This window comes from Rubrobacter marinus (assembly GCF_011492965.1).
Taxonomy (GTDB): Bacteria; Actinomycetota; Rubrobacteria; order Rubrobacterales; family Rubrobacteraceae; genus Rubrobacter_F; species Rubrobacter_F marinus.
In genome coordinates this window covers 2,520,641-2,545,494 of sequence record NZ_CP045121.1, presented here as the reverse complement: position 1 = coordinate 2,545,494, position 24,854 = coordinate 2,520,641, and the positions used below count along the sequence as shown (strand labels likewise).

26 protein-coding genes are annotated in these 24,854 nt (G+C 69.7%); 20 read left to right on the top strand and 6 right to left on the bottom strand.

What is annotated here, in order from left to right:
* Nucleotides 1-4 precede the first annotated feature (4 nt).
* The 3 genes from GBA65_RS13100 (at nucleotide 5) to GBA65_RS13090 (ending at nucleotide 2,113) form a co-directional block, all read left to right on the top strand.
* Nucleotides 5-1,345, top strand: a complete 1,341-nt coding sequence (locus GBA65_RS13100; RefSeq protein WP_228281306.1) for a hemolysin family protein — start codon at nucleotides 5-7, stop codon at nucleotides 1,343-1,345.
* 41 nt (nucleotides 1,346-1,386) lie between these two features.
* Nucleotides 1,387-1,731, top strand: coding sequence for a hypothetical protein (locus GBA65_RS13095; protein WP_166396932.1), 345 nt, complete (start codon nucleotides 1,387-1,389; stop codon nucleotides 1,729-1,731).
* Between the two features lie 70 nt (nucleotides 1,732-1,801).
* Nucleotides 1,802-2,113 (top strand): hypothetical protein, encoded by a 312-nt coding sequence (locus tag GBA65_RS13090; protein ID WP_166396931.1) that lies wholly within the window; start codon nucleotides 1,802-1,804, stop codon nucleotides 2,111-2,113.
* A gap of 68 nt (nucleotides 2,114-2,181) precedes the next feature.
* On the opposite strand, the gene GBA65_RS13085 is transcribed toward GBA65_RS13090, so the two are convergent.
* On the bottom strand, nucleotides 2,182-4,407 hold the full coding sequence (locus tag GBA65_RS13085) for a penicillin acylase family protein (protein ID WP_166396930.1): 2,226 nt from the start codon (nucleotides 4,405-4,407) through the stop codon (nucleotides 2,182-2,184).
* Nucleotides 4,408-4,489: 82 nt separating this feature from the next.
* Here GBA65_RS13085 and GBA65_RS13080 point away from each other — a divergent pair, with 82 nt between their 5' ends.
* The 6 genes from GBA65_RS13080 to GBA65_RS13055 all read left to right on the top strand — a co-directional run bounded on the left by GBA65_RS13080 (nucleotide 4,490) and on the right by GBA65_RS13055 (nucleotide 8,380).
* Entirely contained in the window at nucleotides 4,490-5,323 is an 834-nt protein-coding gene (locus tag GBA65_RS13080) for an amidohydrolase family protein (RefSeq protein WP_166396929.1), read from the top strand.
* Nucleotides 5,320-5,658, top strand: a complete 339-nt coding sequence (locus tag GBA65_RS13075) for a hypothetical protein (RefSeq protein WP_166396928.1) — start codon at nucleotides 5,320-5,322, stop codon at nucleotides 5,656-5,658. Before GBA65_RS13080 ends, GBA65_RS13075 begins: the two co-directional genes overlap by 4 nt.
* 7 nt (nucleotides 5,659-5,665) lie before the next feature.
* Nucleotides 5,666-6,679 carry an asparaginase gene (locus GBA65_RS13070; RefSeq protein WP_166396927.1) on the top strand — a complete coding sequence of 338 codons (1,014 nt, stop codon included), beginning with the start codon at nucleotides 5,666-5,668 and terminating at the stop codon, nucleotides 6,677-6,679.
* Nucleotides 6,680-6,731: 52 nt separating this feature from the next.
* Complete coding sequence (locus tag GBA65_RS13065; protein ID WP_166396926.1) at nucleotides 6,732-7,676, top strand: class I SAM-dependent methyltransferase; 945 nt, start codon at nucleotides 6,732-6,734, stop codon at nucleotides 7,674-7,676.
* A complete protein-coding gene (locus GBA65_RS13060; protein WP_166396925.1) occupies nucleotides 7,673-7,813 on the top strand; it encodes a hypothetical protein in 141 nt (46 codons plus the stop codon). The genes GBA65_RS13065 and GBA65_RS13060 overlap by 4 nt, the downstream gene beginning before the upstream one ends.
* Before the next feature lie 165 nt (nucleotides 7,814-7,978).
* Nucleotides 7,979-8,380 carry a TVP38/TMEM64 family protein gene (locus GBA65_RS13055; RefSeq protein WP_166396924.1) on the top strand — a complete coding sequence of 134 codons (402 nt, stop codon included), beginning with the start codon at nucleotides 7,979-7,981 and terminating at the stop codon, nucleotides 8,378-8,380.
* A gap of 11 nt (nucleotides 8,381-8,391) precedes the next feature.
* Here the strand turns inward: GBA65_RS13055 and GBA65_RS13050 are convergent, their stop codons facing one another.
* The gene (locus GBA65_RS13050; protein ID WP_166396923.1) at nucleotides 8,392-8,739 is read right to left on the bottom strand and encodes a DUF1499 domain-containing protein; all 348 of its coding nucleotides are present in this window, start codon (nucleotides 8,737-8,739) and stop codon (nucleotides 8,392-8,394) included.
* Between the two features lie 98 nt (nucleotides 8,740-8,837).
* Here GBA65_RS13050 and aat point away from each other — a divergent pair, with 98 nt between their 5' ends.
* From aat to GBA65_RS13030, 3 genes are all read left to right on the top strand, one after another.
* Complete coding sequence (gene aat / locus GBA65_RS13045; protein ID WP_166396922.1) at nucleotides 8,838-9,413, top strand: leucyl/phenylalanyl-tRNA--protein transferase; 576 nt, start codon at nucleotides 8,838-8,840, stop codon at nucleotides 9,411-9,413.
* 1,013 nt (nucleotides 9,414-10,426) lie between these two features.
* Entirely contained in the window at nucleotides 10,427-12,883 is a 2,457-nt protein-coding gene (locus tag GBA65_RS13035) for a PQQ-dependent sugar dehydrogenase (protein ID WP_166396920.1), read from the top strand.
* Between the two features lie 56 nt (nucleotides 12,884-12,939).
* Nucleotides 12,940-13,824, top strand: a complete 885-nt coding sequence (locus tag GBA65_RS13030; RefSeq protein ID WP_166396919.1) for a PAC2 family protein — start codon at nucleotides 12,940-12,942, stop codon at nucleotides 13,822-13,824.
* Nucleotides 13,825-13,856: 32 nt separating this feature from the next.
* On the opposite strand, the gene GBA65_RS13025 is transcribed toward GBA65_RS13030, so the two are convergent.
* From GBA65_RS13025 to GBA65_RS13010, 4 genes are all read right to left on the bottom strand, one after another.
* Nucleotides 13,857-14,663, bottom strand: coding sequence for a cyclase family protein (locus GBA65_RS13025; protein ID WP_166396918.1), 807 nt, complete (start codon nucleotides 14,661-14,663; stop codon nucleotides 13,857-13,859).
* 78 nt (nucleotides 14,664-14,741) lie between these two features.
* Nucleotides 14,742-15,317, bottom strand: coding sequence for a DUF456 domain-containing protein (locus GBA65_RS13020; protein ID WP_166396917.1), 576 nt, complete (start codon nucleotides 15,315-15,317; stop codon nucleotides 14,742-14,744).
* A gap of 5 nt (nucleotides 15,318-15,322) precedes the next feature.
* Nucleotides 15,323-16,195, bottom strand: a complete 873-nt coding sequence (gene larE / locus GBA65_RS13015) for an ATP-dependent sacrificial sulfur transferase LarE (RefSeq protein ID WP_207955749.1) — start codon at nucleotides 16,193-16,195, stop codon at nucleotides 15,323-15,325.
* A gap of 705 nt (nucleotides 16,196-16,900) precedes the next feature.
* The gene (locus GBA65_RS13010; RefSeq protein ID WP_166396915.1) at nucleotides 16,901-18,010 is read right to left on the bottom strand and encodes a beta-ketoacyl-[acyl-carrier-protein] synthase family protein; all 1,110 of its coding nucleotides are present in this window, start codon (nucleotides 18,008-18,010) and stop codon (nucleotides 16,901-16,903) included.
* Between the two features lie 142 nt (nucleotides 18,011-18,152).
* Here GBA65_RS13010 and GBA65_RS13005 point away from each other — a divergent pair, with 142 nt between their 5' ends.
* From GBA65_RS13005 to GBA65_RS12975, 8 genes are all read left to right on the top strand, one after another.
* Nucleotides 18,153-19,340 (top strand): NERD domain-containing protein, encoded by a 1,188-nt coding sequence (locus GBA65_RS13005; protein ID WP_166396914.1) that lies wholly within the window; start codon nucleotides 18,153-18,155, stop codon nucleotides 19,338-19,340.
* Nucleotides 19,341-19,385: 45 nt separating this feature from the next.
* Complete coding sequence (locus GBA65_RS13000; RefSeq protein ID WP_166396913.1) at nucleotides 19,386-20,609, top strand: MFS transporter; 1,224 nt, start codon at nucleotides 19,386-19,388, stop codon at nucleotides 20,607-20,609.
* 7 nt (nucleotides 20,610-20,616) lie between these two features.
* The gene (locus GBA65_RS12995; protein WP_166396912.1) at nucleotides 20,617-20,925 is read left to right on the top strand and encodes a hypothetical protein; all 309 of its coding nucleotides are present in this window, start codon (nucleotides 20,617-20,619) and stop codon (nucleotides 20,923-20,925) included.
* Nucleotides 20,926-20,992: 67 nt separating this feature from the next.
* On the top strand, nucleotides 20,993-21,922 hold the full coding sequence (locus GBA65_RS23215) for an FAD-dependent monooxygenase (RefSeq protein WP_207955748.1): 930 nt from the start codon (nucleotides 20,993-20,995) through the stop codon (nucleotides 21,920-21,922).
* Complete coding sequence (locus GBA65_RS23210) at nucleotides 21,832-22,302, top strand: FAD-dependent monooxygenase (RefSeq protein ID WP_207955747.1); 471 nt, start codon at nucleotides 21,832-21,834, stop codon at nucleotides 22,300-22,302. The genes GBA65_RS23215 and GBA65_RS23210 overlap by 91 nt, the downstream gene beginning before the upstream one ends.
* Nucleotides 22,303-22,382: 80 nt before the next feature.
* Nucleotides 22,383-23,204 carry a nitroreductase family protein gene (locus GBA65_RS12985; RefSeq protein WP_166396911.1) on the top strand — a complete coding sequence of 274 codons (822 nt, stop codon included), beginning with the start codon at nucleotides 22,383-22,385 and terminating at the stop codon, nucleotides 23,202-23,204.
* Nucleotides 23,201-24,265, top strand: coding sequence for a type III polyketide synthase (locus tag GBA65_RS12980; protein ID WP_166396910.1), 1,065 nt, complete (start codon nucleotides 23,201-23,203; stop codon nucleotides 24,263-24,265). The genes GBA65_RS12985 and GBA65_RS12980 overlap by 4 nt, the downstream gene beginning before the upstream one ends.
* A gap of 21 nt (nucleotides 24,266-24,286) precedes the next feature.
* Nucleotides 24,287-24,808: an isoprenylcysteine carboxyl methyltransferase family protein gene (locus GBA65_RS12975; RefSeq protein WP_166396909.1), complete on the top strand. Its 522-nt coding sequence runs from the start codon at nucleotides 24,287-24,289 to the stop codon at nucleotides 24,806-24,808.
* The last annotated feature ends 46 nt before the right edge of the window (nucleotides 24,809-24,854 follow it).

Sequence of the window (24,854 nt, the reverse complement as noted above, 5' to 3'; positions counted from 1 at the left end):
AACCTTGGGCGAGTCGCTCTACTCCTCGATCAACCTGATCGCGGCGCTCGTTCTGATCGTCCTGAACGCCTTTTTCGTCGCCGCGGAGTTCGCGTTCGTGCGGGTGCGCGAGACGCGGATCGTGCAGCTCGAGCAGGAGGGTAGCTCGAGGGCCGCGGTCGTCCGCAGGGCGCTGCACGACCTCGACGCTTACCTCTCCGTCTGCCAGGTCGGGATCACGGTCGCCTCGCTGGCTCTGGGCTGGGTCGGGGAGCCGGCGGTCTCGGCGCTTATCCGGCCGCTCCTGCACGGCGTGGGGATCACCAACGAGAGCGTCGTCGAGGTCATAGCCGTGATCCTGGGCTTCGCCGTGATCACTTACGCCCACCTCGTCTTCGGCGAGCAGGCACCCAAGTACTTCTCCATCCAGCGGGCCGAGGCGACGGCGATGTGGATCGCGCGCCCCTTGAGGATCTTCATGCTGACGTTCCGGCCGCTGGTCTGGCTCGTGAACGCCTCGACGAACTTCGTCCTGAGGCCGTGGGGGATACGGCTCGGCGAGGAGATGGAGGCGCATTCGGAGGAGGAGCTGAGGATCATGATCACCTCCTCCACCAGGGAGGGCGTCCTCGACCCGCAGGAGCGCGAGTACCTGAACAACGTCTTCGACTTCGGGGACACGGTGGCCCGCGAGATCATGGTCCCCCGGCCCGACATCGAGGCGCTGCCGAGCGACGCGCCGCTGGAGGAGCTCGTCGAGAAGGCCGCCTTCGGCCGCTACACGCGCTACCCGGTCTACGAGGACGACCTCGACCACGTCCTGGGGGCCGTACACGTCAAGGACCTGTTCAGGGCGGCGAAGGAAGACGGGAACGGCTTCGACATCCACCCCCTGGTTAGGGAGTGCCTCGTCGTGCCGGAGACCAAGCGGATAGAGGAGATCCTGCGGGAGTTCCAGAAGCGCAAGCTGCAGGTGGCGATCGTCATCGACGAGTACGGGAGCGTCGAGGGGCTCATCACCATAGAGGACGTGCTGGAGGAGATCGTCGGGGAGATCCAGGACGAGTTCGACGAGGACGAGGCGGCGATAGAGCGCATCGGCGAGGACGTCTACGCCATCGACGGACGCATCCCGATCACCGAGGTGAACGAGTACTTCAGCCTCGACCTCCCGCACGAGGACTTCGACACCATCGGCGGCTACGTCCTCGGCGCTCTGGGCCGCCCGCCCGAGCCCGGCGACGTCGTCGAGGCCGACGGCTCCACCCTGCGCGTCAAGAGCGTCGACGGCCCCCGCGTCTCCTCCCTCACCATGCAACGCGGCAGCACGCCGGAGGAAGTCGCCGACGCGGAGAGCTCGGGATAGACCCCCAGCGGGGGGAGTACGAGCGGATCCTGCTGGAGAACGTGCGCCGGGTTCTGCTCGGGCGCGACGAGCCTTTCAGAAGCATGCATGGCAACGTCGAGCAATGCGCCATGGTCGAATCGGTCGAACTCGACGTCTCCGGGGAAGAGCACGAGGTCGTGATCCTGGTACGGGACTTGATGCGCCCGGGATGCCTGTTCGGTTGGCGAACGCCCGCAGAGGAGCCGGACGTCGGATTCGAGTACGAACTGCACATGGCCGGCACCGTGAAAGGCGCCGCCGAGAGCCGGGCTACGGTGGTATGGGTGAACCTGGAAGAGGACTTGATGGCGGTCGGATACGGCCTCCCCAAATCTTGCTCTACGGAGGGGATCAACTGGTTTTGAGAGTCTTCGTCCCTGCCCGCACACCTCGAAACGGTCCGTCGCGTACCCGACGGACCGAGCCTCGCTTGAGGTGAGCGCGGGAGATCCGCTAGGACGACGGCGCAAGGAGTACGAGCGGTTCTTTCTCGCTGAGTTGCGGAAGCTCCTCGACCCCGACGGACCTGTCGAGGGCCGGTCGAAGGATGAGGGGTACGCGGAGATGAAGAGAGGCGAGGCGTGTATCTGGCAGGGGATCGGGGCGGAGGAGATCTACCTGGACACCTCCGCGCCCTGGCACGAGGCCGTCGTGCTGGGGCGCGATCTCTCGCGCCTCGAATGCCTGTTCGGGTGGCCACGAGCGCCCGCAAGATGGTCACCTCGTCCAGCCTGGAGGAAGACCTAGATGCCACGAGCTTCCCGAGGAGAAGGGCCTGTTCGCCCGGCGGCATCACCTGGCTCTGAGGTGAAGTCTTACCCCTCCTTTGCCGGCTCCAGTACGAGCCTGTGCCGTGCCGCGAGCTCGGCGGTCTTTCGGCCGAAGACCATCGGCCGGTAGCGGACGCCGAGCCAAAGGTCGATCTCGTCGTCGTAGTAGGGGCTCGCGGGGTGCCCTGACTGGCCGGGGGCCACGACGCTCACGGCCTCGTCCCAGTCACCGGTGTCCACGACGAAGCGGTAGTTGGGGCCCCTCGCGACGGGGCCGAAGCGCGGGTGACCGTGTTCGTCGGACTTGCCCCCGCCGAAGGCGGCGTGCCGGACGGTGTTCGCGTCTCCTCCGATCGGAAACGGCCCGCGGTTCAGGAGGCCCCGCAGCGCTCGCACCGCTCCCAGCGGGTGCCTCAGCTCGGCGGCGTGCAGGGCTCCCCAGCTCCACCCCCCGGGGTCCTCGCCCAGGGTCTCCCTCAGGGTAGAGACGGCATCTTCGAGGGCGCCCGCGAGCATCCCCTCCGGAAGCTCGTCCAGCCCTTCGACCAGTTCGGGAACGAGGTCGCCGACGTACGTCGCGATCCCGTTCGGCACGGGGTAGCCCGACGGGTTCACGTCGCCCGCCGCGCGACGGATCAGGTGCTCCAGCGCGACGCGAGCTATCGCTCCAGGGCGGCTGTCGGCGGTGAGGTGGCCGTCCCAGGTCAGGAGTTCTCGCAGGAGCACCTTCTCCTCTCCCCTCGGCGCGAGCCTCGCCAGCCTTGTCGCCAGGGCATGGGCAGGCTCGCAGTAGAGGTCGCCCTGGATCTCCCAGAAGCTCTCCGGCGAATGCTTCTCGGTCGCGGCCAGGAGCGCGGAGATCCGGTCCTTCCGGTACGGCGGCAGGTAGTAGCCGGGGATGAGGCCCGCGCCGGGGGGCGGCTCGTTCGCCGAGGCGATCTGCCCGTCCTCGGGGTCGAAGAGCCCCGGGAGCTCCGAGGAGGGGAGGAACCCGTCCCACTCGTGCTCGCCCGGCGGGCCGGGGAGGACGCGATCCCCCCGGAAGCCGCGCCGCACGGGGACGAGACCCGCCAGCGCCCAGCCGACGTTCCCCGCCCGGTCCGCGTAGACGAAGTTCTGGTTCGGCGTCGTCCAACCCTGCAAGGCCGCGAGAAACTCGTCCTTATCCCGCGCCCGGTTCACGGCGAGGCCGCTCTCGACGAGCACCGTCGGGTCGGGGACGGCCCAGCGGAGGGCGAGGTCTCCCGGGTCCTCGCCCTTGCCGTCCGTGGCGACGGCGTCGGTGACGACGGGGCCGTGCAGCGTCGTCCTGACGGTCTGGACGAAGGGCTCGCGCCTCCCGCGGACGCGTATCGTCTCCTCCCTCGACCCGGCCTCGCGCCACTCTCCGCGGTGCTCGTAGAGGCGGCCGTCCTCCGAGAAGTGTTCGGCGTAGAGGTCCTGGACGTCCGTGAGGGCGGCGGTCACGCTCCAGGCAATCTCCTCGTTGTGCCCGATCACCACCCCCGGCGTCCCCGGCAGCGAGGCCCCGACGACGCGGTACGGGCCGCCGTAGAGCCCGAGCTCGTACCACAGGCACGGGATGCCGAGGGAGAGGTGCGGGTCCCCGGCGAGGAGCGCCGAGCCCGTGGCGCTGCGCCACGGGGCGACGGCCCAGGCGTTCGAGCCCGCGCCCGGGTCCGTCTGCGGGAGGAGGTCCTCGGGCTCCTCGCCCGTCAGGAGCTTCGACTCCCAGCTCGAGGAGAGGCTCCACGCCATCACGAGCGACCAGGCAGCGGTGTCGAGGGGCGTCCACGGCTCGGGCCGGTGGCGGAGGAGGGCGAGCTCGGGGGGGAGGGGTCCGGCTTCGAGGCAGGCGTTGATCCCGGCGGAGTAGGCCTCGATCACCGCGAGCGCCCCGGACGGTCTCTCCACCGACCGGGCGATCCCGGCGAAGCCGACCGTGCGCGAGAGGCGGTCGAAGGGCAGGGCCTCCGCCCCGAGAAGCTCGGCGAGGCGGCCGTGGCCGGCGCGGCGCTGGAGCTCCATCTGGAAGAAGCGGTCCTGGGCGTGGACGTAGCCCTGGGCGAAGAACAGGTCGTGCTCGTCGGAGGCGAAGATCTGGGGTACCCCGAAGCGGTCGCGCAGGATCTCCACGGTCCCGTTCGGGCCGGGGAGCTCCACGCTGCCGTCGAGGCGCGGGAGGGAGGACTTCGAGAGCAGCCGGAGGGCCGGGGCGAGGGCGCGGGAGAGGAGGTCTACGAGGGTCTCCGGTATGGCGCTCGGGTTCATGATCCGGCGAGTTTAGCAGTGCGTGAGGGCTCCTGTTACCATTGCACGGCTGTCTCTGGCGAGGATGGATCGGCGGGCTTGTTTGAGCACGAAACCACTGAGTAGCGGGGACCTCGGCGCGCTCACGAATGGGGCGATGGCGGAGGTATGGGGGTGGGTGCGGGCGAAGCTCCCGGCCGGCATCGAAGTCTTCGACGCCCACGCCCACATCGGTACGGACGTCGACAGCCGCGTGGTGACCGCGGAGGACATGAAGGAGCGGATGGACGCCGCGGGCGTGGCGAGGGCGATAGTCTTCCCCCTCAACGACCCCAACGCCCGCGACGACTTCTCCGGGCCGAACGACGTCCTGTGGAACGCCTACGAAAAGTTTCCGGACGCCTTCGTGCCCTTCTTCCGGCTGAACCCGCACAAGGACTACGAGGCGGAGTTCGCCCGTTGCGTGGACCGCGGCTTCCTGGGCCTGAAGCTCCACCCCGTCTCCCAGGAGTTCGAGCTCGACGACGAGCGGGTGGTCCGCCTCTTCGAGATGGCGGCGGAGGCGGACATACCCGTGCTGGTCCACGCGGGCTTCGCGATGCAGAGGATCGTCGAGCCGCTCATGCCGACGATCGAGAGGTTGCCCGGCCTGCGATTGATCCTGGGCCACTCCGCCATGGTCGAGGTCCTCGCCGCGACCCGCGCCTTCGCCGACCACCCGAACATCCTCTTCGAGACCTCGGTCGTGAAGGCGAAGGACCTCTACGTCCTCTTCAACTCCATGGACCCCTCGCGCGTCTGCTTCGGCTCGGACATCCCCTACGGCGACCTCCCCTCGACGATGCACGCCGCCCTCCTCGCCGCCGACGCGGCCGGCCTCTCGGAGGACGAGCTCTCGGGCGTCTTCTCCCGCAACATCCGCAGGTGGTTCCCGTGAGCGGGGGCCTGGCGGAAGGCAAGGGCGCGGTCCCCGTCTCGCTGAGGGTGGGCCACCTCTCCCGGATCGACACCTACCTGGACTGGGCGACCCTCTCGATGTGGCTCGGCACGAAGCGCGCCCCGATCGTCATAGGGATGGCCCAGGCCAGCATGAAGGGGCACGGCCCCGGCGGCCCCGACGGCCCGGACGAGGGGCTCCTCGTCCGGCTCAGGGCGCTCGTGGGGGAGGCGCGCGAGCACTACGAGGCGGGGGACTTCCCGGCGGCGATGTCCCGCATGCGCGTCGCCCACGACCTGGTCTCCCTGCACGTCATCCGCATCTCCGGGGAGTAGGAGGGCCTTGAGCGAGGCCCGCTCCGGCTCGTCCGTGATCCCCGACGACGCCCCGGTCGCGGCCCTTCGGCGCGGCGAGCTCGTGGAGAGCGTCCACCGCGGCCGCTACGCGGTCGTCGACCCGGGGGGCGCGGTGATCGATTCCCTCGGAGACCCGGCCGGTTACGTCCACATGCGCTCCAGCGCGAAGCCCTTCCAGGCGCTCCCGCTCGTCTTCTCGGGGGCGGCCGACGCCTTCGGCTTCACCGACGAGGAGATAGCCGTCGCTTGCGCCTCCCACAACGGTGAGCCCAGACACCTCGCCGCCGTGCGCTCGATCCTGCGCCGCGTCGGGCTCTCGGAGCGGGACCTCCAGAACGGCTTCCACCCGCCGATGCACGCCCCCTCGGCCGCACGCCTCCTCAAGACCGGCGAGGGCCCGCGCGCCATCCACGGCAACTGCTCCGGCAAGCACGCCGCCATGCTCGCCGTCTGCATCCACGCAGGGTGGGACCCGGCCGGCTACCGCGACCCGGGCGGGCCGTTGCAGGGCCTGATCCTGCGCACCGTCGAGACCGTCTGCGGCGTCGAACCGGGGGGCGTGAAGCTCGCTGGCGACGGCTGCGGCGTCCCCGTCTTCGCCCTGCCGCTTAAGGGAATGGCCCTCGGCTTCGCCCGCCTAGCCGCGGGCGGATTCGAAGGCTTCCCCGACGACCTCTCCGAGGCGCTCCTACGGGTGCGCGACGCGATGCGAACGCACCCCTACATGATCGCCGGGACAGGCCGCCTCGACACGAAGCTTATGGAGGGGACGGCCCTCATCGCGAAGAGCGGGGCCGAGGCAGTCTTCGCCGCCGCCAACACGGAGGAGCCCCACTGGGGCGTGGCGCTCAAAGTCTCCGACGGCGCGGGCCGCGCCCTCGCGCCGGCCGCCGTCGGCGCCCTCGCCCGACAGGGGGTTCGTGTCCCTCGTGGCTTCTCCACATCTCCGGTAACCGACCTGCGCGGGGAGACCGTCGGGGAGACCGTGCCCCTGCTCTGAGCGACGGGGCGGGCGGGCTCTCGGGAGTACAATCCCGGTGCGTATGGGAGGGATGGATCACAGGGAGCTCGACTGGCGGGGGATACTGCTCCTCGGCACCGCGTTGCGGGAGGGGCTGCTGGAGGCCGTCGCGGACGGGGCTCGCCCGGCGCCGGAGGTGGCCGGGGCGCTCGGGCTGGACGAGCGGGCCGTGCGCATCGTCCTCTCCGCCCTCGCCGAGCTCGGGGCGCTGGAGGAGACCGATGAGGGCTTCCGTCTCCAGGAGGAGCACCGACGACCGCTCCTGGATCCCGAGGACCCGGGATACGTCGGGGCGAGCGTCGCGCACCGGTTGCGGCTGTTGGAGGGCTGGGTCCGGCTGCCCGAGGTCCTGAAGACCGGCGAGCCCGTCGAGAACCGGACCGCGCCGGCCTTCGAGGGGACGGAGACGTTCGTCCGGGCGCTGCGGCGGACGGGCGCGGAGGGGGCCGCGGAGATCTCCTCCATCGTCCTCTCGCTCCTGCCCGAGGGAGCCAGCCTCCTCGACGTCGGGGGAGGCCCCGCCGCGAACGCCGAGGCCTTCGCGAGGGACGGGGCGCGGGTGACGGTCTTCGACCGCCCCGAGGTGCTCGAGCTCATGCGCGGCCACCTCGACGCGGCGGGCATAGCATCGGTGGCGGGGGACATGAACGAGCGGCTGCCCGAGGGCCCGTTCGACGCGGTCTACTTCGGCAACACCTCCCACATGTACGGCCCCGAGGAGAACAAGGAGCTGTTCGCCAGGATGCGGCGCGCACTCGCGCCGGGAGGCCTCCTCGTCGTCCGGGAGTTCGTGCGCGGGACGAGCGAGGAGGCCGCGCTCTTCGCCGTGAACATGCTCGTCTTGACGCCCCGGGGCAACACCTACACCGCCTCGGAGTACGAGGAGTGGCTACGGGATGTGGGCTTCGCGGGCGTCGAAGTCGTCCCCATCCCCGGGCTCGTCTCCCACCTCGTGCTAGCACGCCTTCCCGGGTGAGCGAGCCGCGTCAAGCGGGGGCGGGGCTCACGCCCTGGCTCCGCCCGGCCGTCACCGTGGCGCTCCTCGCGGTCCTGCTCGTCCTCTACCTCGTCTCGGACGCCTTCCGGGGGAGGTCAACCGGGCGGTGGCGGTGATGGGGAGCGGGGATACGGGGGCACTCAGGGACTACATCCTCTCCTACGGGGCCTGGGCGCCGGTCGTCTCGGGGGCGCTGATGGTCCTGCAGGCCCTGGCCGCGTTCGTGCCATCGTTCCTCCTCGGCCTGGCGAACGGGCTGGCGTTCGGGCGTTCTGGGCGGGATGCTGAGCCTCGTCAGCGCGGCGCTGGCGGCCTCGATCTCCTTCGGCATCGCGCGCGCGGTGGGACGGGCGCCGGTGGAGGCGCTGGTGGGGAGGGGGAGCCTCGGCCGCGCCGACCGCTGGTTCGAGCGCTACGGGGCGTACGCCGTGCTCGTCGCACGCCTGATCCCCGTGGTCTCCTTCGACGCGATCTCCTACGCCGCGGGCCTGACGCGCATGGGCTTCTGGCGCTTTCTCGGTGCCACGACGGTCGGCATGGCCCCTGCGACCTTCGCCTACTCCTACCTCGGCGAGCGCGCCCCCCAGTTGGTGGGCGTCCTGCTCGTCGTGTTCGGCGTCTTCGTCGCCGCCGCGGTCGTCGCCGCCGTGGTCCGTCGCCGTCGCAGGGGGAAGAGCGTCTGAGGGGCGCGGCCCTAGGAGTGGGGGAGGCCCCGCAGCTCCCGGTCCACGCCGTCGAGTAGCTCCCGCAGGTTGCGCTTGTTCTGGCCGAAGTCGTAGACGCCCTTGCGCGAGACGCTCCTCAGCGCCGCGCGCGTGTTCGTGTGAGCCCCCGTCTTCCCCTCGGACAGGCCTACGGAGACGTCGTCCCGGAAACCGAGCCGCGTGCGGCGCACGGCCGTCACCTCCGCCTCCGAGGAGCGTCCGAGCTCCCACCGGGGGAGGCCGCGCACGGCGGCTTCCACGGCGCGGCGCACCTCCTTCGCGGCCACCGGATAGGTGCGCGAGGTTTCGTACGAGGCCGTCTTGCCCAGGGCATCCACGACGACCATTCTAAACGGCCGGACGTCGCGGGGTAGCCCGGAGTCGAGGCCGGCGGAGCGACTGGCCGGCGGGCCGGCGGGCTGGTAGTTTTTCGTCCGTGAGGCTTACCCCCCAGTTGCTCGAGTGGTGCTACCGTTCCGGCGCCTTCCCGATGGCCGATCCCTACGGGAGGATCGAGCTGTACCGCTCCGACCCCCGCGCCGTGCTCGAGCTCGACGAGTTTCACGTCCCCAAGTCGCTCGCCCGCGTCGTCCGGTCCGGAAGGTACGAGGTGCGCATCGACGAGGACTTCGAGGGGGTGATCCGGGGCTGCGCCCGCCGGGAGGAGACCTGGATCAACGGCGAGATCGTGCGCGCCTTCGTCGCCCTCCACCGCGCCGGCAAGGCCCACAGCGTCGAAGCCTACGACCGGGACGGCAACCTCGCCGGCGGCCTCTACGGCGTCGCGCTCGGCGGTGCTTTCATGGGCGAATCCATGTTCACCCGCGCCCGCGACGCCTCGAAGGTCTGTTTCGTCCACCTCGTCGAGCGCCTCCGCGAGCGGAGCTACGAGCTACTCGATTGCCAGATCCAGAACGACCACCTCGAGCGCTTCGGCGTCACCGAGATCCCCGAAAGGGAGTACCTGAGGCGCCTCCGGGAGGCGTTGAGTCTGCGTCGAACCTTTGTTTGAAGGGGCACGACGGTAAACGCTTCACTCCGGGAGCGTCTACCGAAGGAGGTCTAGATTCTGGCACGAAGCTGGACAGAGTTCCTTGTGCGGCCGGCTGCACCCCTTCGGGTGAAGGGTCGACTGCCCCGTTGGCGACCGACCCGGCGAGCGGAGGCTCACCAGCGGCGCACCGAGCCGGGACGACCTCTCTCCCGTGTGGTCCCCGAACGGCGCCAGGATGATGCTCGTGAGCGAGTCCGAAGCTTCCGCTTATCGGGAGATACACGTGACGAACCTCGATGGTACGGGGGAGGTCCGCTATACGAGCGGTAATTTCGACCGGCGTCCCTCCCGCTCGCCGGGAGGCAAAAAGATCGTGTTTTCCAGGCGCGGATCGGAGACGGGGCAGACCGAGATTTTTCGAGGAGGCGTCGATCCTGATTGGGGACCAATCTCCGACATGGTCAGGCCGACCGTCACCTCCATAACCCCCGCACCGGGTTCGAGCGCCGGCGATCGCACCCCGACCACAAGCGCGATCGTGCGAGACGACAGGGCGTACTAGTCGAGAAACGACGTAACGGTGTACGTCGACGGACGCTCGGTTACGGACAGGTTGCGGTACACGCCCAGCCAAACTGTCGGCTACCACTCGGTGGAGATCGTCGTTCCAGACGCAGCCGGCAACAGCCCGACCGCGAGTTCGGGCTTCAGGGTGAGGTGACTGACGGGGTTTTACGGGCCGCAGAGCCGCGAAACCCCCCGACCATCGGGCCAGACCCTGGCCGAAACTGGACCGTTCCGCCGCCCTCTAAAGCTTTTTCGCTTCTGTGCCGATAAAGACAAGTACTAGCGTAATCTTCAGGAGAACAGAGGCTTGCCGAGGTAAGGCAACTCGTAACCCCAAGGTTGGTGAGGAATGCGACGTGTGTCGTTCGATCCGTGTTCCCGGCTTTGTCGAGAGGATTAGCCATGCGGGAAACTAGTTTTGTTGCAAGGGCCGTCGAAGGCGGTCGGGCGGGAGGAGAGGCGTAGTGCGAGAGCGTTCCCTCGCCGTGGCGTTCTTCGCTCTGGCGCTCGTCCTGGTCGGGGCGCTGCTCCCGAGCCTTGCGCGGCCTGCCGCTGCGGCCACCACGCCCGCGGGCTTCATCGACCAGAAGGTCGCCACGGTCGGCGCCCCGACCGCCCTCGCTTTCACCCCGGACGGTCAGATGCTAGTCACCACCCAGCAGGGGAAGCTCAACGTGTACAAGGACGGCGTCCTTGTCAAGGAGGGGGCGTTGAACCTTCCGGCGAGCCGGCTCTGCTCCAACTCCGAGCGCGGGCTACTCGGGCTCGCCGTGGACCCCGACTTCGCCACGAACCGACAGATCTACGTCTACTACACCTTCAACAAGTCCGGCCAGTGTCCGACGAGCCAGCCGACGAACGCGGCCAACCCCGTCAACCGCGTCTCCCGCTTCGTCCTGCCGGAGACGAACGCGGTGGACCTCGCCAGCGAGGAGGTGCTCGTAGACAACATGCCCTCGCCCGCCGGCAACCACAACGCCGGCGACCTGCACTTCGGCAACGGCACCGACAAGAACCTCTACGTCAGCGTGGGCGACGGCGGCTGCGACTACGCGGCCAATTCGGGTTGCGCGGGATCCAACGACGCTGCCCGTGACGCGCACGTCCTGCTCGGCAAGATACTGCGCATCACCCCGGACGGCGCCGTTCCGGCCGATAATCCCTACGCGGCGACCGGCGATCGTTGCGCCCTTTCGGGTAGGACCACGGCCGGCCGTAAGTGCGCGGAAACCTACGCCTCGGGCCTGCGCAACCCCTTCCGGTTCGCCGTAGACCCGGATGCCGCCTCGACCAGAATCTTCGTCAACGACGTAGGCCAGGGTAAGTGGGAGGAGATCGACGAGGGCAAGGCCGGTGCCGACTACGGCTGGAATCTGCGCGAGGGCTTCTGCGCCAACAATGCCACCACCGGCTGCCGCACCACGCCGGGCGCGACGGTGAGCGGGCTTACCGACCCCGTCCACGCCTACGGTCGCGACGTCGGGGCCTCCATAACTGGCGGCGCCTTTGTCCCGAACGGCGTCTGGCCCGGCTCCTACGACAGCTCTTACCTCTTCGGGGACTTCGTGAGCGGCAAGATCTTCCGTCTCTCGCCCAACGGTAGCGGCGGCTACACGCGCAGCGACTTCGTGACGGGCGTCGGGAGCGCCGTGGCGATGACCTTCGGGCCATACAACGGCACCCAGGCCCTCTACTACACCTCCTACACGAACGGCGGCGAGATCCACCGCCTGGCACACACCGGCGCTAACCGGGCGCCCGTCGCCTCCGTCACCGCGGACCCGCCCTACGGCCCGCTGCCGCTAACCGTCGCTTTCGACGGCTCCGGCAGCCGTGACCTCGACGGCGACGTCCTCGCCGAGTATCTCTGGGACTTCGACGGTGACGGCACGACCGACGAAACCACCACGACGCCCAGGACAACCCACGAGTACACCACCGCCGGCACCTACGAGGCCGCCCTGCGAGTAAGGGACGGGCGTGGCGAAGTCTCCGCTCCTGTAGCGGTGCGCCTGGACCCGGGCAACACGCCGCCCGAGCCGAAGATAGAATCCCCCACCCCTGAGAAGCTCTTCCGGGTCGGGGAGGCGATCACCCTCAGCGGCAGCGCCGCCGACGCCGAGGACGAGGCCGCGGGAACGGTAACGACGGCCGCGCTGCCCGAGAGCGCCCTCTCCTGGCGGGTCGGGCTGCGCCACAACACCCACGAGCACCCGTTCGTCCCGCCGACGAGCGGGAACAACGTCTCCTTCACCGCCCCCGCCCCCGAGGACCTCGACGCGGCGTCCAACAGCCTCCTCGTCGTCTACCTCACTGCCACCGACTCGAAGGGGCTGAAGCGGACCATTGCCCGAGAACTGCGGCCCCGTAAGGTGAACGTCGCGCTGAACACCAACCCGTCCGCCGGTATCAAGCTGGGGCTCAATGGGGCCACCTTTCCGGCGCCCCGCACGTTCGTCTCCTGGGAGGGGTACAGGTTGAACGTCAGCGCACCGGCGCAGAAGGACGGCTACGGCCGGTCCGTCGTCTTCGCCGGGTGGTCGGACGGCGGCGCGGCGTCGCACACGATCTCCACCCCTGCCTCCGCCGCGACCTACACGGCGAGGTTCAAGCTCGTCTCCGCGCTCTCCGTCTCCTCGTCGAGGACCACGGTGCCTTACCGGCAGGGGGCCGTCCTCAGCGGTAAGCTCGCGACCACGAACGGCGCCCCCGTGCCGGGCAAGGCCGTCGAGGTGTGGCGCTCGACGAACGGCGCTAACTGGGTGAGGGCGGGGACAGCGTATTACAATCCAACCCTCAAGGCGTACAGGTTCTCCACCCCGCGGCTGACGCGCGACACCTACTTCCAGATGCGCTTCGTTGAGGACTCCACTCACAAGGGGGTCAAGTCGAGGGCCGTGCTGCTCAAGGTGAGGCGCTAGCCGGACCGCCCTAGCCCCCATGAGGTAGGCCCTGCCCGGCGTGGTAAGCTTGTTTCATGGATAGAAGATACATCGAGTTGGAGCGCAGGCCGGAGCTGAACCGGCCCGTGCTGATCGCCGGGTTCACCGGCTGGAACGACGCGGCGGAGGCCGCGAGCCTCGCCGTCGACACGCTCCGGGAGGAGTGGGGGGCCGAGCAGTTCGGCGCCTTCGTCGGCGAGGAGTTCTTCGACTACCAGTCCGTGAGGCCCCAGATCAAGCTGATCGAGGGCGTCACCCGCACGGTGGAGTGGCCCGAGAACGCCCTGTACGCGACGAGCGGCGGGGTGCAGGCCCTCGGGGGGCGGGACGCCGTCCTGATCTCCGGCCCCGAGCCGAACTTCCGGTGGAGGGCGTTCTGCCAGGGCGTGGTGGACCTCGGCCGCGAGCTGGACGCCTCGCTCGTGCTGACGATGGGCGCGCTCCTGGCGGACGTGCCGCACTCGCGGCCCGTCTCCGTCGCCGCGAACGCCCAGGACCCCTCGCTCGTCGAGAACCTCAAGCTCTCGGCCTCGCGCTACGAGGGCCCGACCGGGGTGACGGGCGTGCTGCACCGCTATGTCGCCGAGGCCGGCCTCCCCGCCGTGAGCTTCTGGGCTTCGGTGCCGCACTACCTGCCGAGCGTCCCGTCGGCCCCCGCGGCCCTCGGGCTCTTGCAGAACCTGCAGAACCTCGTCGGCGGCCGCCTGGACACGTCGCACCTCGAGCGCACCTCCGAGGACTACCAGCGCCAGGTCGCCGCCGCGGTCTCGCAGGACTCGGACCTCGTCTCCTACGTCCAGATGCTGGAGGAGCGCTACGACGCCCAGACCGACGGGGGCACGAGGGACCTCCCCTCCGGCGACGAGCTCGCGAGCGAGCTCGAGCAGTTTCTGCGCGAGAAGGGCGACGAAGAGCAGTAGCGCCCCGCCCCACGGGCTGGGGAGACCTTCCCTTAGGGCTCCACGGGCACGAGCCCGACGGCCCTCACCCAGGCGCCGCTCCCGCCCTCGACCTTGATGGGCATGCACAGCACGGTCGCCCCGACCGCCGGTAGCGCCGCCAGGTTCGCGAGCTTCTCCAGGTGGCAGTACGCCCGCTCCGCCCCGGCGTAGTGGGCCGGCCACAACAGGGAAGGGTCCCGTTTCTCCCGCCATTCCCCGCCGATCACGGGGTACGGCCGGTCCAGGCTCCAGGCGTCCGTGCCCATGACCCCGATGCCGCGCTCGACGAGGGAGAGCACCGCCTCCCTCCCCAGGCCGCACCCGTACCCGAAGTACTCCTCCGTGCCCCAGGCCTCGTCCGCCCCGGTGCGGAAGAGCACGATCTCCCCGGGCGCGAGGTCGTGGCCGATGCCCCGCAGCCGCTCCTCCACGTCCTCCGGGGAGACGAGATGCCCCGTCGGCAGGTCCGAGACGTCGAGCACGACGGCGGGGCCGACGAACCGGCTCAGGGGTACCTCGTCGATCCGGCTCGCCCGCTCCCCCTCCGAGGTGGGGGCGTAGTGCCAGGGCGCGTCCGCGTGCGTGCCGGCGTGCGTGGAGAGCTCCGCAACCTCTCCTGCGAAGCCCGTGCCCGTGGGCAGAACCTCCGGCGGGATGCCGAACAGGTGCTCCCACAGCTCGGCCCCGTCCTCATGGGAGACGGGCCCGATGCGGGGCGGGTTGGGCTCGCTCGGCGTCGGGCCGACGGGCCGGCTCAGGTCCACCAGCCGGACCCGGCGCCCGAGCAACTCCACGACATCGACGTCTCTCGGGTTCATCGCCCTACCCCTCCCTCCGCTCTGCCCGGCGTAAACCCCGAGCGTACCTGCCTATGCTCGCGCGGCGCCTCTCTGGGCTCAGTCGTAGAACAGGGCGACGACGAAGAGGACGACGCTCAGGAGGCCGAGGACGCCCTGGGCGGCGGCCCCGGCGAGGTAGCCGACGAGCACCCCGCCCGCGGCCCTCGACGTGCGCCGCCAGTCGTCGCCGCCTCGGGCGGGCCGGACTCGGCGCTCTTCGTTCCCGGCGCCCGAGGAGGGGTGGCGCCTGCGCCGGAGGTACTCGCCGAGAAAGACCCCGCCGATGGAGCCGGCGAGGAGGCCGAAGAGCGCGCCCACCCCGAAGAAGAGCGCCCCGAGGAGGGCGCCGAGGAGCCCCCCGATCGCGCCGCCCGCCGTGCCCCAGTTGCTCGCCCCGAACCTGCGCGCGCCGTAGCTTGTCGCGACGAAGTCCGCGACGAGGGCGAGGGCCGCGAAGAGGCCGAGCAGGACGAGGACGCCGGCCCCCACGACCTCGAAGTCCGTCAGGTAGGCGTAGACGAGGGCGGAGACGAAGATAAGCGGCACGCCCGGCAGCGCGGGGAGGACGCTCCCGGCGAGGCCGACGAGCATGACTATCAGGGTGATCCAGAGTATCGGCTCGCTCTCGGCCATCGCGCTCAGCCTAACACCGGCAGCGTCTTCTTCGGCTTCTTGCCGGGGCGCGTCAGGGCGGCGTTGAGGGAGCCGGACTTGTAGCCCGCGAGGTCGAGCGTCACGTAGAGGAAGCCCGCGTCCTCGAGCTCGGCGGAGATCTCCTCCCGCTCGGCGAAGGCTCGTTCGAGCTCGTCGGGGCCGACCTCCAGGCGCGCGATCTCGCCGTGGTGGCGGACCCGGACCTGGCGGTAGCCCTTCGAGCGCATAAACTCCTCGGCCCGCGCCACCTGGGCGAGCTTCTCCGGCGTGATCTCCTGCCCGTAGGGGAACCGGCTGGACAAACAAGCCAGAGCCGGCTTGTCCCACGTCGGCAGCCCGAGGTGCTTGGCCAGCGCCCTGACCTCCGCCTTGGAGACCCCGGCGACGCTCAAGGGCGAGACCACGCCGAGCTCCCTGGCCGCCTTCCGCCCCGGACGGTAATCCCCCTCGTCGTCCTTGTTCGCCCCGTCGACGACGCAGCCGTAGCCCCGCTCGAGCGCCATGCGGTGCAGGTCCGAGTAGAGCGTGCTCTTGCAGAAGTAGCAGCGGTTGGTCGGGTTCTTCGCGTAGTTCGGATCGTCGAGCTCGCGGGTGTTCACCACTAGGTGCTCCACGCCCAGAGAGCGCGCGAACTCCTCGGCCTGCCCCAGCTCCGAGGGCAGGTAGGTCTCGTTGTTCGACGTAACTGCGAGCACGCTGCCCTCGGGGAGAGCCCTCGCCGCGACCGCGAGCGCGAGGCAGGAATCCACCCCGCCCGAGAACGCCACAAGGGCGCTCCCGCGATCGGCCACGATGGCCTCGAGCTCCTCGAGCCTCCCCTCCGGCGTCTTCCCGGGGCCAACGGAAACGTTCTCCATGCTCATACCCTCTCCGATCCTTCCTCTCGAGAACGCGTTATAGCCCTGCGGCAACCTCCCCGGCGTGTTCGCCCGGTCGATCGGCGTCGGGTCCGAGCAGCGTCGTGCCCCCGGCCTCGCGGGCTGTTCGAGCCTCCGACAGTCTAATCCCGGGAGGCCCCGAGGCCGGCGCGAGGTCCTCCCGAGCCGGAGGCGCCGTGGAGCACCCGTGCCTCCCTGGCCGACGAATCTCCAGGGGCGCATTATAGCCGCCGGGCTCTCCCTGTCGAGCAGCGGCGGCGCCTCCCCGGCGCCTCGCGCGTGGTACCGGGCTCCGGTGCGGAACGGTCCCAGCGGCATCTTCGTACAGTTGCTTCGCGTCTACGGTTGCCACAAGTGCTGCTTGACGGATAGAGTCGGAGCATGAGGGGAGCCGGACGAATGCCCGTCCCGGAGCACGGGTCGGGAGGTGTAGCGCACGGGGAGCCCGTGGTGGCGGTCGCGAGCGCGTCCGAGGGCTGGAGGTTCGGCGTGGCGCGGCGCTGAAGGGGTTGGAGGGAGGGGGCCGGGGCGGAGAGCCCCGGCCCCCTCTACGCCCTCTCGAAGACGGCGGCGGCGTTGTGGCCGCCGACGCCGAGGTTCGCGCAGAGGGCGACGTCGAGGTTCGGGCCTCGCGCGGCTCGTCGACCACGTAGTCGAGCTCGGCGCAGCCCTCGGCGAGCGCCGTCAGGTTGCGCATGGGGGGACGGTCCCCTCCTTTACGGCGAGGGCGCAGATGGCGCCCTCGATCGCCCCGGTCGCCCCGAGGGAGTGGCCCAGGGTGGACTTCGTCGCCGAGACCATCGCGTTCGGGTTGATGCGGTACATCGCCTGGGACTCCGGGCCGTCTCCCGCGACCGTGCCGGTCCCGTGCGGGCTTATAAAGTCGACCCTGTCCTCCTCGACGCGGGCGGACTTCAGCGCGAGCTGCATCGCGGCGTGGATGCCGCGGCCCTTCGGGTCGGGGTCGGCGACGTTGAAGGCGTCGGTGGTGCGGCCGATGCCGGTGATCTTCGCGTAGGGCTCGGCGCTCCGGCGCTCGACGGACTCGGCGCTCTCCAGGATCAGGATCGCGCTGCCCTCGCCGATCACGAACCCCGAGTGCCCCTCGTCGTACGGCCTGCACGCCGCTTCGGGGTTCTCGTTGTTGCGGCTCATCGCGCGCATCGCGATAAAGCCCGCGACGATGACGGGGGTGATGGTCGCCTCCGACGCCCCGCAGATCACCACGTCGGCGTCGCCGCGGCGGATGAGGTCGTAGCCGAGGCCGATGGAGTCGGTGCCGCAGGTGCAGGCGAGGGCGTTGGCGGTCGAGGGGCCCCTCACGCCCAGCTGGATGCCGATGTGGGCGGCGGCCGCGTTCGGCATGATCTTGGTGACCGCGAACGGGTTGACCCGCGCCGGACCCTTGTTGGAGATGGTCCACTGCGTCTCTTCCATGCTCGTCGCCCCGCCGATGCCCGTCCCGATGACGAGGCCCACGCGCTCCGAGTTCGTCTCCAGCTCCCCCCACGCGCCGGCGTCGTCCAGGGCGAGCTTCGCCGAGGCGAGCGCCATCTGGGCGAAGCGGTCCGTCCGCTGGGCGGCCTTGCGGTCCATGAAGTCCCTGGGGTCGAAGTCGCTGCACTCGGCCGCGATCCTGACCCCGTACCCGTCCGGGTCGAAGAGCGTTATCGGCCCCATGCCGCTCTCGCCCGCCAGCAGCGAGCCCCAGAACGCCTCCCGGCCGACGCCCACGGGGCTGACCATCCCTACCCCGGTTACGTAAGCCGCCCGGTCCCCGTGGCCGTTCTCCATCTCGCCCTCCGAACCTTCTGTAAGCTTGCTCCCAACCACTAAGAGCGCACATCTTAGCACCACCACTCCCTCCCTACGCTAAAGCCGGGGTCGCCCTCGACCGATAAAACATCTACGAGCACCTGGATGGGGAGGGGCGGGGATGAACTGCTGGGTGATGGCCTTCGTCGGTGAGCACGCGAAGAGCAACTACGACGTTGCGCGACGTACGAACACCTTCTGCGTCTCTTCCAGCCGGACCCCGATCCGACGGGCAAGAGCGGGCGACCGTGTCCTCCTCTACCTGGCCGGGGAAGGCTTCGCGGCCGAGGCCAGGATCTCCTCCTCCGCCTCCTCCCCTGATGGCGTGCCTCGGTGGTACTCGAAGAAGACCCCCCTCTGGCGGATCTCCATCGAAGACGTACGCTTCTTCGAGGAGCCGGTCCTGTACAGGTTCCCCGGCGACGGGAACCATCCCGCCCTCGGCTTCCACCGCTACTCGCTGACGAGCGGCTTCCTCGCCATTCCGGAAGATGGTTTCGAGGACGTACTCGGCTGGAGCCGTGCGGGATCGAGCAGCGAACTCGCCGAGGACTCGCCCGCGCCGGAGGTCGTCGCGAACGAAGCGCTGTCGGTTCCTCCTCGACCCTCCGTAAGATCCCGCCGGTCACCGGACTCCGTCCCATCGATCACGGTCGATCCCGAACGGGAGCGCGAGAAGCGGATGGCCGGTCAGCACGCCCTTCACGAGGGTCGCAAGCGGGTCGCGATGTGGACCGTCGCGGAGATGGGAGCTTCTCTGCTCAACCTCAAGGGCGTGAGGCGCTACGCTCGAAGCAGGGTACGGGCCGCCGAGACTACCTGGGTCTCTGGCGGCAGGGCCGAGGAGAGGGTGGGGGAGGAGCTCGAAAAGCTCCTCCCTCACGGCTTCTACATCTTCCACGACGTCCCGCTCCGCGGCTTGGGGAACGTGGACCACGTTGTGCTCGGCCCCAACGGATTCTTCTCCGTCGAGACGAAGAGCCACTCGGGGCACGTGACGGCCCGCGGGGGCCGGCTTGCGCGCAACGGACGCCCCTTCGAGAAGGACTTCGTCAAGCAAGCGTGGAGCGGATGCTACAGGCTGCGGGAGATCCTCGACGCCGAAGTCGCGCCGCTCCTCCTGTTCACCGATGCGTTTGTGGAGGGCCGAATGGCCGTACGCGGGGTGCGCGTTCTGCCGCTCAAGTGGACCGTCGGGGAGATACTGGCCCCTAGCATCCGCCACGAAACCGGGGCCGTCAAGATGGCCGTGTCGAAGTTGAGCTCGAACACGGGCTGTCATCCGTCCGCCGCTCCTCGCCTGGCGTAGCAGGAAGAATGCCGCCGCGGCGGGACCCCGGCTAAGATGTAAGTCTTGTTCGGGCTCGGGGCTGAGTACGGGAAACTGTGGACGGCGAGCACGGTCTCCAACCTTGGGGACGGCGTAACGCTCGTCGCCGCGCCCCTGCTCGCCGCGAGCCTCACGCGCGACCCGGTCCTGGTCTCGGGGGTCGTCTTCGCCGGGCGCCTGCCCTGGCTGCTCTTCTCCCTGCCTAGCGGAGCGCTCGTGGACCGTTTGGACCGCCGTTTAGTCATGGGGCTTGTGGACGGCCTGCGGGCAGCGGTAGTGGGAGCTCTGGGGCTGGCCGTGCTGCTCGGTTGGGCGAGCATCCCGCTCCTCTATGCGGTCTTCTTTCTGCTAGGCGTGGCCGAGACCCTCTTCGACAACGCGTCCACCGCGATCCTCCCCGCGATGGTCCCAAAGGAGGGGCTGGAGAGGGCTAACGGGCAGCTGATCGCTGCACAGATGGTGACGAACGAGGCTGCCGGACCGCTCCTCGGCGGGGCGCTCTTCGCGTTCGCCGCCTCCGCCCCCTTCTTGCTCGACGCCGGCACCTTCGCCGTCTCCGCCGCCCTCGTCCTCGCGCTTCGCGGCAGTTTCCGCGTGGAGTGGAGAGGCGGGGACTCCCCTACGACGCTCTACGACGAGATAGGGGAGGGCCTCGGATGGCTCGTCCGACACCGTCTCTTGCTCACCCTGGCGCTCATGCTCGGGGCGAGCGGCTTCGCCCTCGTGGGAACCTTCTCCGTGCTGGTGCTCTACGCCCAGGACGTCCTCGGGCTCGGGGAGTTCGGCTACGGCGCGCTCCTCTCGGCCTCCGTCTTCGGAGGCGTCGCGGGGAGCTTGCTCGCCGGCAAGGTCGGGAGGCTCATGGGGACGGGCAGGGCTATCTTCGGGATCTTCGTGCTCGGGGTCGTCGTCCACGCGGGGCTTGCACTCGCCACGAACCCGTACCTCGCCGGAGCGATGCTCGCGCTGGAAGCCTTCCACGCGATGGTCTGGAACGTACTGACGATCTCGTTGCGCCAGGCCCTGATCCCGAACGGTCTGCTTGGCAGGGTGGGAAGCGCTTTTCGCATGATCGGCCTGGGAGGTCAGGCGCTTGGCGCCCTCGCAGGCGGCGTCCTCGCCCGGGCGTACGGGATCACCGCCCCCTTCTGGCTTGCCGTCATGATTTACGCGGCCCTCGCCGCCCTCGCTCTGGGGCTGTTGAGCAACCGCGCCGTCTCGGAGGCTCGGTCCGCGGCCGAAATATAATGCGGCCGTGATCTTCTACGCCGCGACGCTGCTTTTTCTAGCGAACTTCGCCCTCGGGCTGCTGGTGCAGTTCGGCGTCGTGGATTCGAAGCCGTTCCGATGGCTGCACCACGCGCTCTTCTTTGCGGTCTTCGTCTCGGCCGCCGCGGCGGTGTTGGCCGGCTTCTACTGGGGGGAGCCCTACCGCTGGACGCTGCTTCCCGTCCTCGGGCTCTTCGCCGTCCTGCCCTACGTCCGGGCGGGAACGCGGGGGCACGCGGCCCTCGCGTGCGCGTCGCTCATGTTCTATGCCGTGGGATTGGCCCAAAGTGTGTAGGCGAAGCGGCGCTCGTGTGAGCCCGTTGACCTTAAGGGGCGCGCTCCCCGGGTAACTTCAGGCTGTCGTGGAGTTTTCCGAAGAGGTGGCACCCCTGAAGGCCGAAGAGTTTACGAATAAAGTGCGCGCCCGGGGGAGCGAGAGGACGGGCTGTTGCATCGTCGGCGGGGGGCCCGCGGGCCTGATGCTGGCGCTCTTGCTCGCGCGCCGCGGGGTCGAGGTCACGGTGCTCGAGGCGCACGGGGACTTCGACCGCGAGTTCCGGGGGAACACCATCAACCCGGGGGCGATGGAGGTTCTGGAGTCCCTCGGGCTCGCCGACGGGCTGCGAGGGCTGCGCCACGCCCTGATCAAGCGCTTCATCGTGCAGGCGGGGCCCGACCGGGAGACCTTTGCGGACTTCTCCCGCCTGAAGACGCGCTACCCGTACATCCTGATGCTCCCGCAGGCGCGTTTCCTGGAGTTCGTCGCGGCCGAGGCGCGGCGCTACCCGAACTTCCGGCTCGTCATGGGGGCCCGCGTCAGGGAGCTCGTGGAGGAGGGCGGCGCGACGCGCGGGGTGTTCTACGACGCGCCGGACGGCGAGAGGCGCGAGGTACGGGCGGAGCTCGTGGTGGGGACGGACGGCCGTTTCTCCAAGATCCGCAAGCTCGCGGGCTGGAGCCCGTCGGGGGGAGCCGCCGATGGACGTCGTGTGGTTCAACGTGCCGCGCGAGGAGGGGGACCCGGAGGAGGCGGGGGCGATCTTCCGCTGCGGGCGCGGCGGCCTCCTCGTACTCATGGACCACTTCGACCACTGGCAGGTCGGCTACCTCATCCCCAAGGGGAGCTTCAATCGCCTCAAGGACGGGGAATCGGGGCCTTCAGGAGAGCGGTGGTCCGTCTCGCCCCGAGCTCTCGGGCCGCATGGGCGAGCTGGAGGACTGGAGGCAGGTCTCGCTGCTCTCGGTCGAGTCCGACCGGCTCAAGCGGTGGTACGCGCCGGGGCTGCTCGTGATCGGGGACGCCGCGCACGTCGTCTCGCCGGTGGGGGGCATCGGGATCAACCTCGCGATCCAGGACGCCGTCTCCGCGGCGAACGTGCTCTCGGGGCCGCTCCTGGAGGGACGGCTCGGGACGCGGCACCTGCGCGCGGTGCAGCGGCGGCGGGCCCCGGCGGTCCGCTTCGTCCAGCTCGCCCAGGAGCTCGCCCAGCGCTGGGTGGTCGCCGGCGCCCTCGACCCGGAGCCCGAGGCGCCCTTCCGGCTGCCGCGCTCGCTGAAGCGGGCGCTGCGCATGCCCGTCCTGCGCGACGTGCCGGCGCGCCTGATCGCCTTCGGCGCGTGGCCGGTGCGCGTCCGCGGCGCCGCCCGCAAGGGCGTGGAGAGAGGATGGTGAGCGAAAACGCTGTTGTATACTCGAAAGATGATTCCGTCAGCAGAGCCCGCGGAGCCCCCGCCGTCGAGGAGCCACTAGGCATGGAGCTCTACGATGCCCTCCGGAGGCGCAGGACCACGAACGGTCCCTTCCTCCCGGACCCGGTAAGCCCCGAGCACCAGAGGATGCTCGTCGAGGTCGCCGCCATGGCCCCCTCGCACCTCAACAGCCAGCCCTGGCGCTTCGTGCTCGTCGACGACCGCGAGAAGATCGAGGCTCTCGCCAGGGAGAGCGGCGAGAGCATGACCCAGGTCTTCCGCGACGGGACCTTCTTCAAGCGCTACCGCCCCTACTTCCGCTTCTCCAAGAAGGAGATGGAGGAGCGACGGGACGGCATCTACTTCGACCAGCTCCCGAGCGTCCTCAAGCCCTTCACCCGGCAGGTCTTCTCGCCGGCCGCCCAGGCCCTCATGAACCGCCTCGGGGTGCCGAAGACGCTCGGCGAGGACAACCGCAAGCTCGTCGCCGGCTCGCCGCTCCTGCTCGCCGTCCTGCTGGACAAGGCGGAGTACCGGCCCGGGGAGCTCTCCGGGTTCTACTCCATCTTCGGGATGGGGGCCGCGGTCGAGAACATCTGGCTGATGACCACGGAGCTCGGCATGGGCATCCAGTTCGTCTCCTTCCCGATGGAGGTCCCCGAGAGCTGGCGGAGGATCCAGAACCTCCTCGAGGTCCCGGACGACCTCGAGCTCATGGCCGTCTACCGCCTGGGCTACCTGCCGGAGGAGAAGCGTCGCCCCTCCATCGACTGGACGAGCACGCAGCGCAAGCGCCTCCCCCAGTACGTCTTCCGCAACTCGTGCGCCACGCCCGAGCCGGAGCCCGAGGGGACGGACGCCCAGAGAGAGGAGAACGGACGATGAGGGACGTAAACCCGCGCGTGCTCTCGGTGGCGACGTCCGTGCCGCGCCACCGCATCTCCCAGGAGACGGCCAAGGACCTGGCGCGGGCGATGTTCTCCGAGGTGTACAGGGACATCGAGCGCCTGCTGCCGGTCTTCGACCACGTGGAGATCGAGGGGCGCAACTTCTGCGTCCCCCCCGAGTGGTTCTACGAGGACCACACGTTCCCCGAGAAGAACGCTCTGTACGTCGAGAACGCCCTCGACCTCTCCGAGAAGGCGGCCCGCCGCGCCCTGGACCGGGCGGGGGTCGAGCCCGCGGAGGTGGGGGCGGTCTTCTTCGTCTCGACGACCGGCCTCTCCACGCCCTCCATAGACTCGCAGCTTCTCCCGAGGCTCGGCCTCTCCGAGGAGACGCGGCGCGTGCCGATCTGGGGCCTGGGGTGCGCGGCCGGGGCCAGCGGGCTCTCGGTGGCCGCGGACCACGTCCGGCTCTACCCCGAGAAGCCGATCCTCTTCGTCGCGGTCGAGCTCTGCGGCCTGACGTTCCAGAAGGGCGACCGCTCCAAGGCGGGGCTTATCTCCACCGCCCTCTTCGCCGACGGCGCCGCGGCCCTGGTGCTCGGAGGTCCGGAGCGGGGGGGCTCGGGGCCGGAGCTTCTGGGGAGCCACAGCACGACGTGGACCGGCACCGAGGACATCATGGGCTGGGAGCTTGTGGAGTCCGGCTTCAAGGTGCGCCTCTCCCGCAGCGTCCCCGACCTCGTGCGCAACCGTATGCCGGAGAACCTGGAGAAGGCCCTGGGCTCCGTCGGGCTCGCCTTCGAGGAGCTCGAGCACTTCGTCACCCACCCCGGCGGCGCCAAGGTCCTCGACGCCTTCGAGGAGGTCTTCGGCCTCGAACCCGGCGGCCTCGCCCTCTCCCGGGAGGTGCTCCGCTACCACGGCAACATGTCCAGCGTGACGGTGCTGTTTATCCTGGAGCGCCTGCTGGAGAGCGGCGACGCCTCCCCGGGCGACCTCGGGGTGCTCTCCGCGATGGGCCCCGGCTTCTCGGCCGAGCACGTGTTCTTCAGGTGCTAGCGGCGGCGAGCTCGTAGTCCTTTGAGCGCCGTCCTGCTCGTCCTCGCCGTCGCCGCCGTCGGCGCGCAGCGCCTCCTGGAGCTCGTGCTGGCGCGCCGGAACGAGCGCAAGGCCCGCGCCCGGGGGGCAGTCGAGCGGGGGCAGAGTCACTACCCGCTCATCGTCGGGCTGCACTCGTTGTGGCTCGTCTCGACGCTGGTCGAAGGACTCGCTCGCGGCCCGGAGCCGCCGTCGTTCTGGCCGCTCGCGCTCGCCCTATTTCTGCTCGTGCAGCCCTTGCGGTACTGGGCGATCTTCTCGCTCGGTCCCTACTGGAACACCAAGATACTCGTCGTGCCGGGGGCGAGGGTGGTCGTCCGGGGCCCGTACCGCTACGTGAGCCATCCGAACTACGTCGTGGTCGTCGTCGAGATACTCGTGTTCCCCCTGATCTTCGGGGCGTGGGCGACGGCGCTCGTGTTCACGGTCCTGAACGCGATGGTGCTCTACGTCAGAATCCGGGAGGAGAATCGGGCGCTGCGCGAGCTGGCTGATGTAAGCTAGTCGGACGGCCGTCTCGCCGGGAACAAGCCGGACGGGACCGAGCGCC

Bases quoted from the DNA above. Each gene is read 5' to 3' on its own strand.
- GBA65_RS13085 (WP_166396930.1), bottom strand. From the start codon at position 4,407: ATGAACCCGAGCGCCATACCGGAGACCCTCGTAGACCTCCTCTCCCGC.
- GBA65_RS13065 (WP_166396926.1), top strand. From the start codon at position 6,732: ATGGATCACAGGGAGCTCGACTGGCGGGGGATACTGCTCCTCGGCACC.
- GBA65_RS13055 (WP_166396924.1), top strand. From the start codon at position 7,979: ATGCTGAGCCTCGTCAGCGCGGCGCTGGCGGCCTCGATCTCCTTCGGC.
- GBA65_RS13030 (WP_166396919.1), top strand. From the start codon at position 12,940: ATGGATAGAAGATACATCGAGTTGGAGCGCAGGCCGGAGCTGAACCGG.
- GBA65_RS13025 (WP_166396918.1), bottom strand. From the start codon at position 14,663: ATGAACCCGAGAGACGTCGATGTCGTGGAGTTGCTCGGGCGCCGGGTC.
- GBA65_RS13020 (WP_166396917.1), bottom strand. From the start codon at position 15,317: ATGGCCGAGAGCGAGCCGATACTCTGGATCACCCTGATAGTCATGCTC.
- larE (WP_207955749.1), bottom strand. From the start codon at position 16,195: ATGGAGAACGTTTCCGTTGGCCCCGGGAAGACGCCGGAGGGGAGGCTC.
- GBA65_RS13010 (WP_166396915.1), bottom strand. From the start codon at position 18,010: ATGGAGAACGGCCACGGGGACCGGGCGGCTTACGTAACCGGGGTAGGG.
- GBA65_RS13005 (WP_166396914.1), top strand. From the start codon at position 18,153: ATGAACTGCTGGGTGATGGCCTTCGTCGGTGAGCACGCGAAGAGCAAC.
- GBA65_RS23210 (WP_207955747.1), top strand. From the start codon at position 21,832: ATGGGCGAGCTGGAGGACTGGAGGCAGGTCTCGCTGCTCTCGGTCGAG.
- GBA65_RS12985 (WP_166396911.1), top strand. From the start codon at position 22,383: ATGGAGCTCTACGATGCCCTCCGGAGGCGCAGGACCACGAACGGTCCC.
- GBA65_RS12980 (WP_166396910.1), top strand. From the start codon at position 23,201: ATGAGGGACGTAAACCCGCGCGTGCTCTCGGTGGCGACGTCCGTGCCG.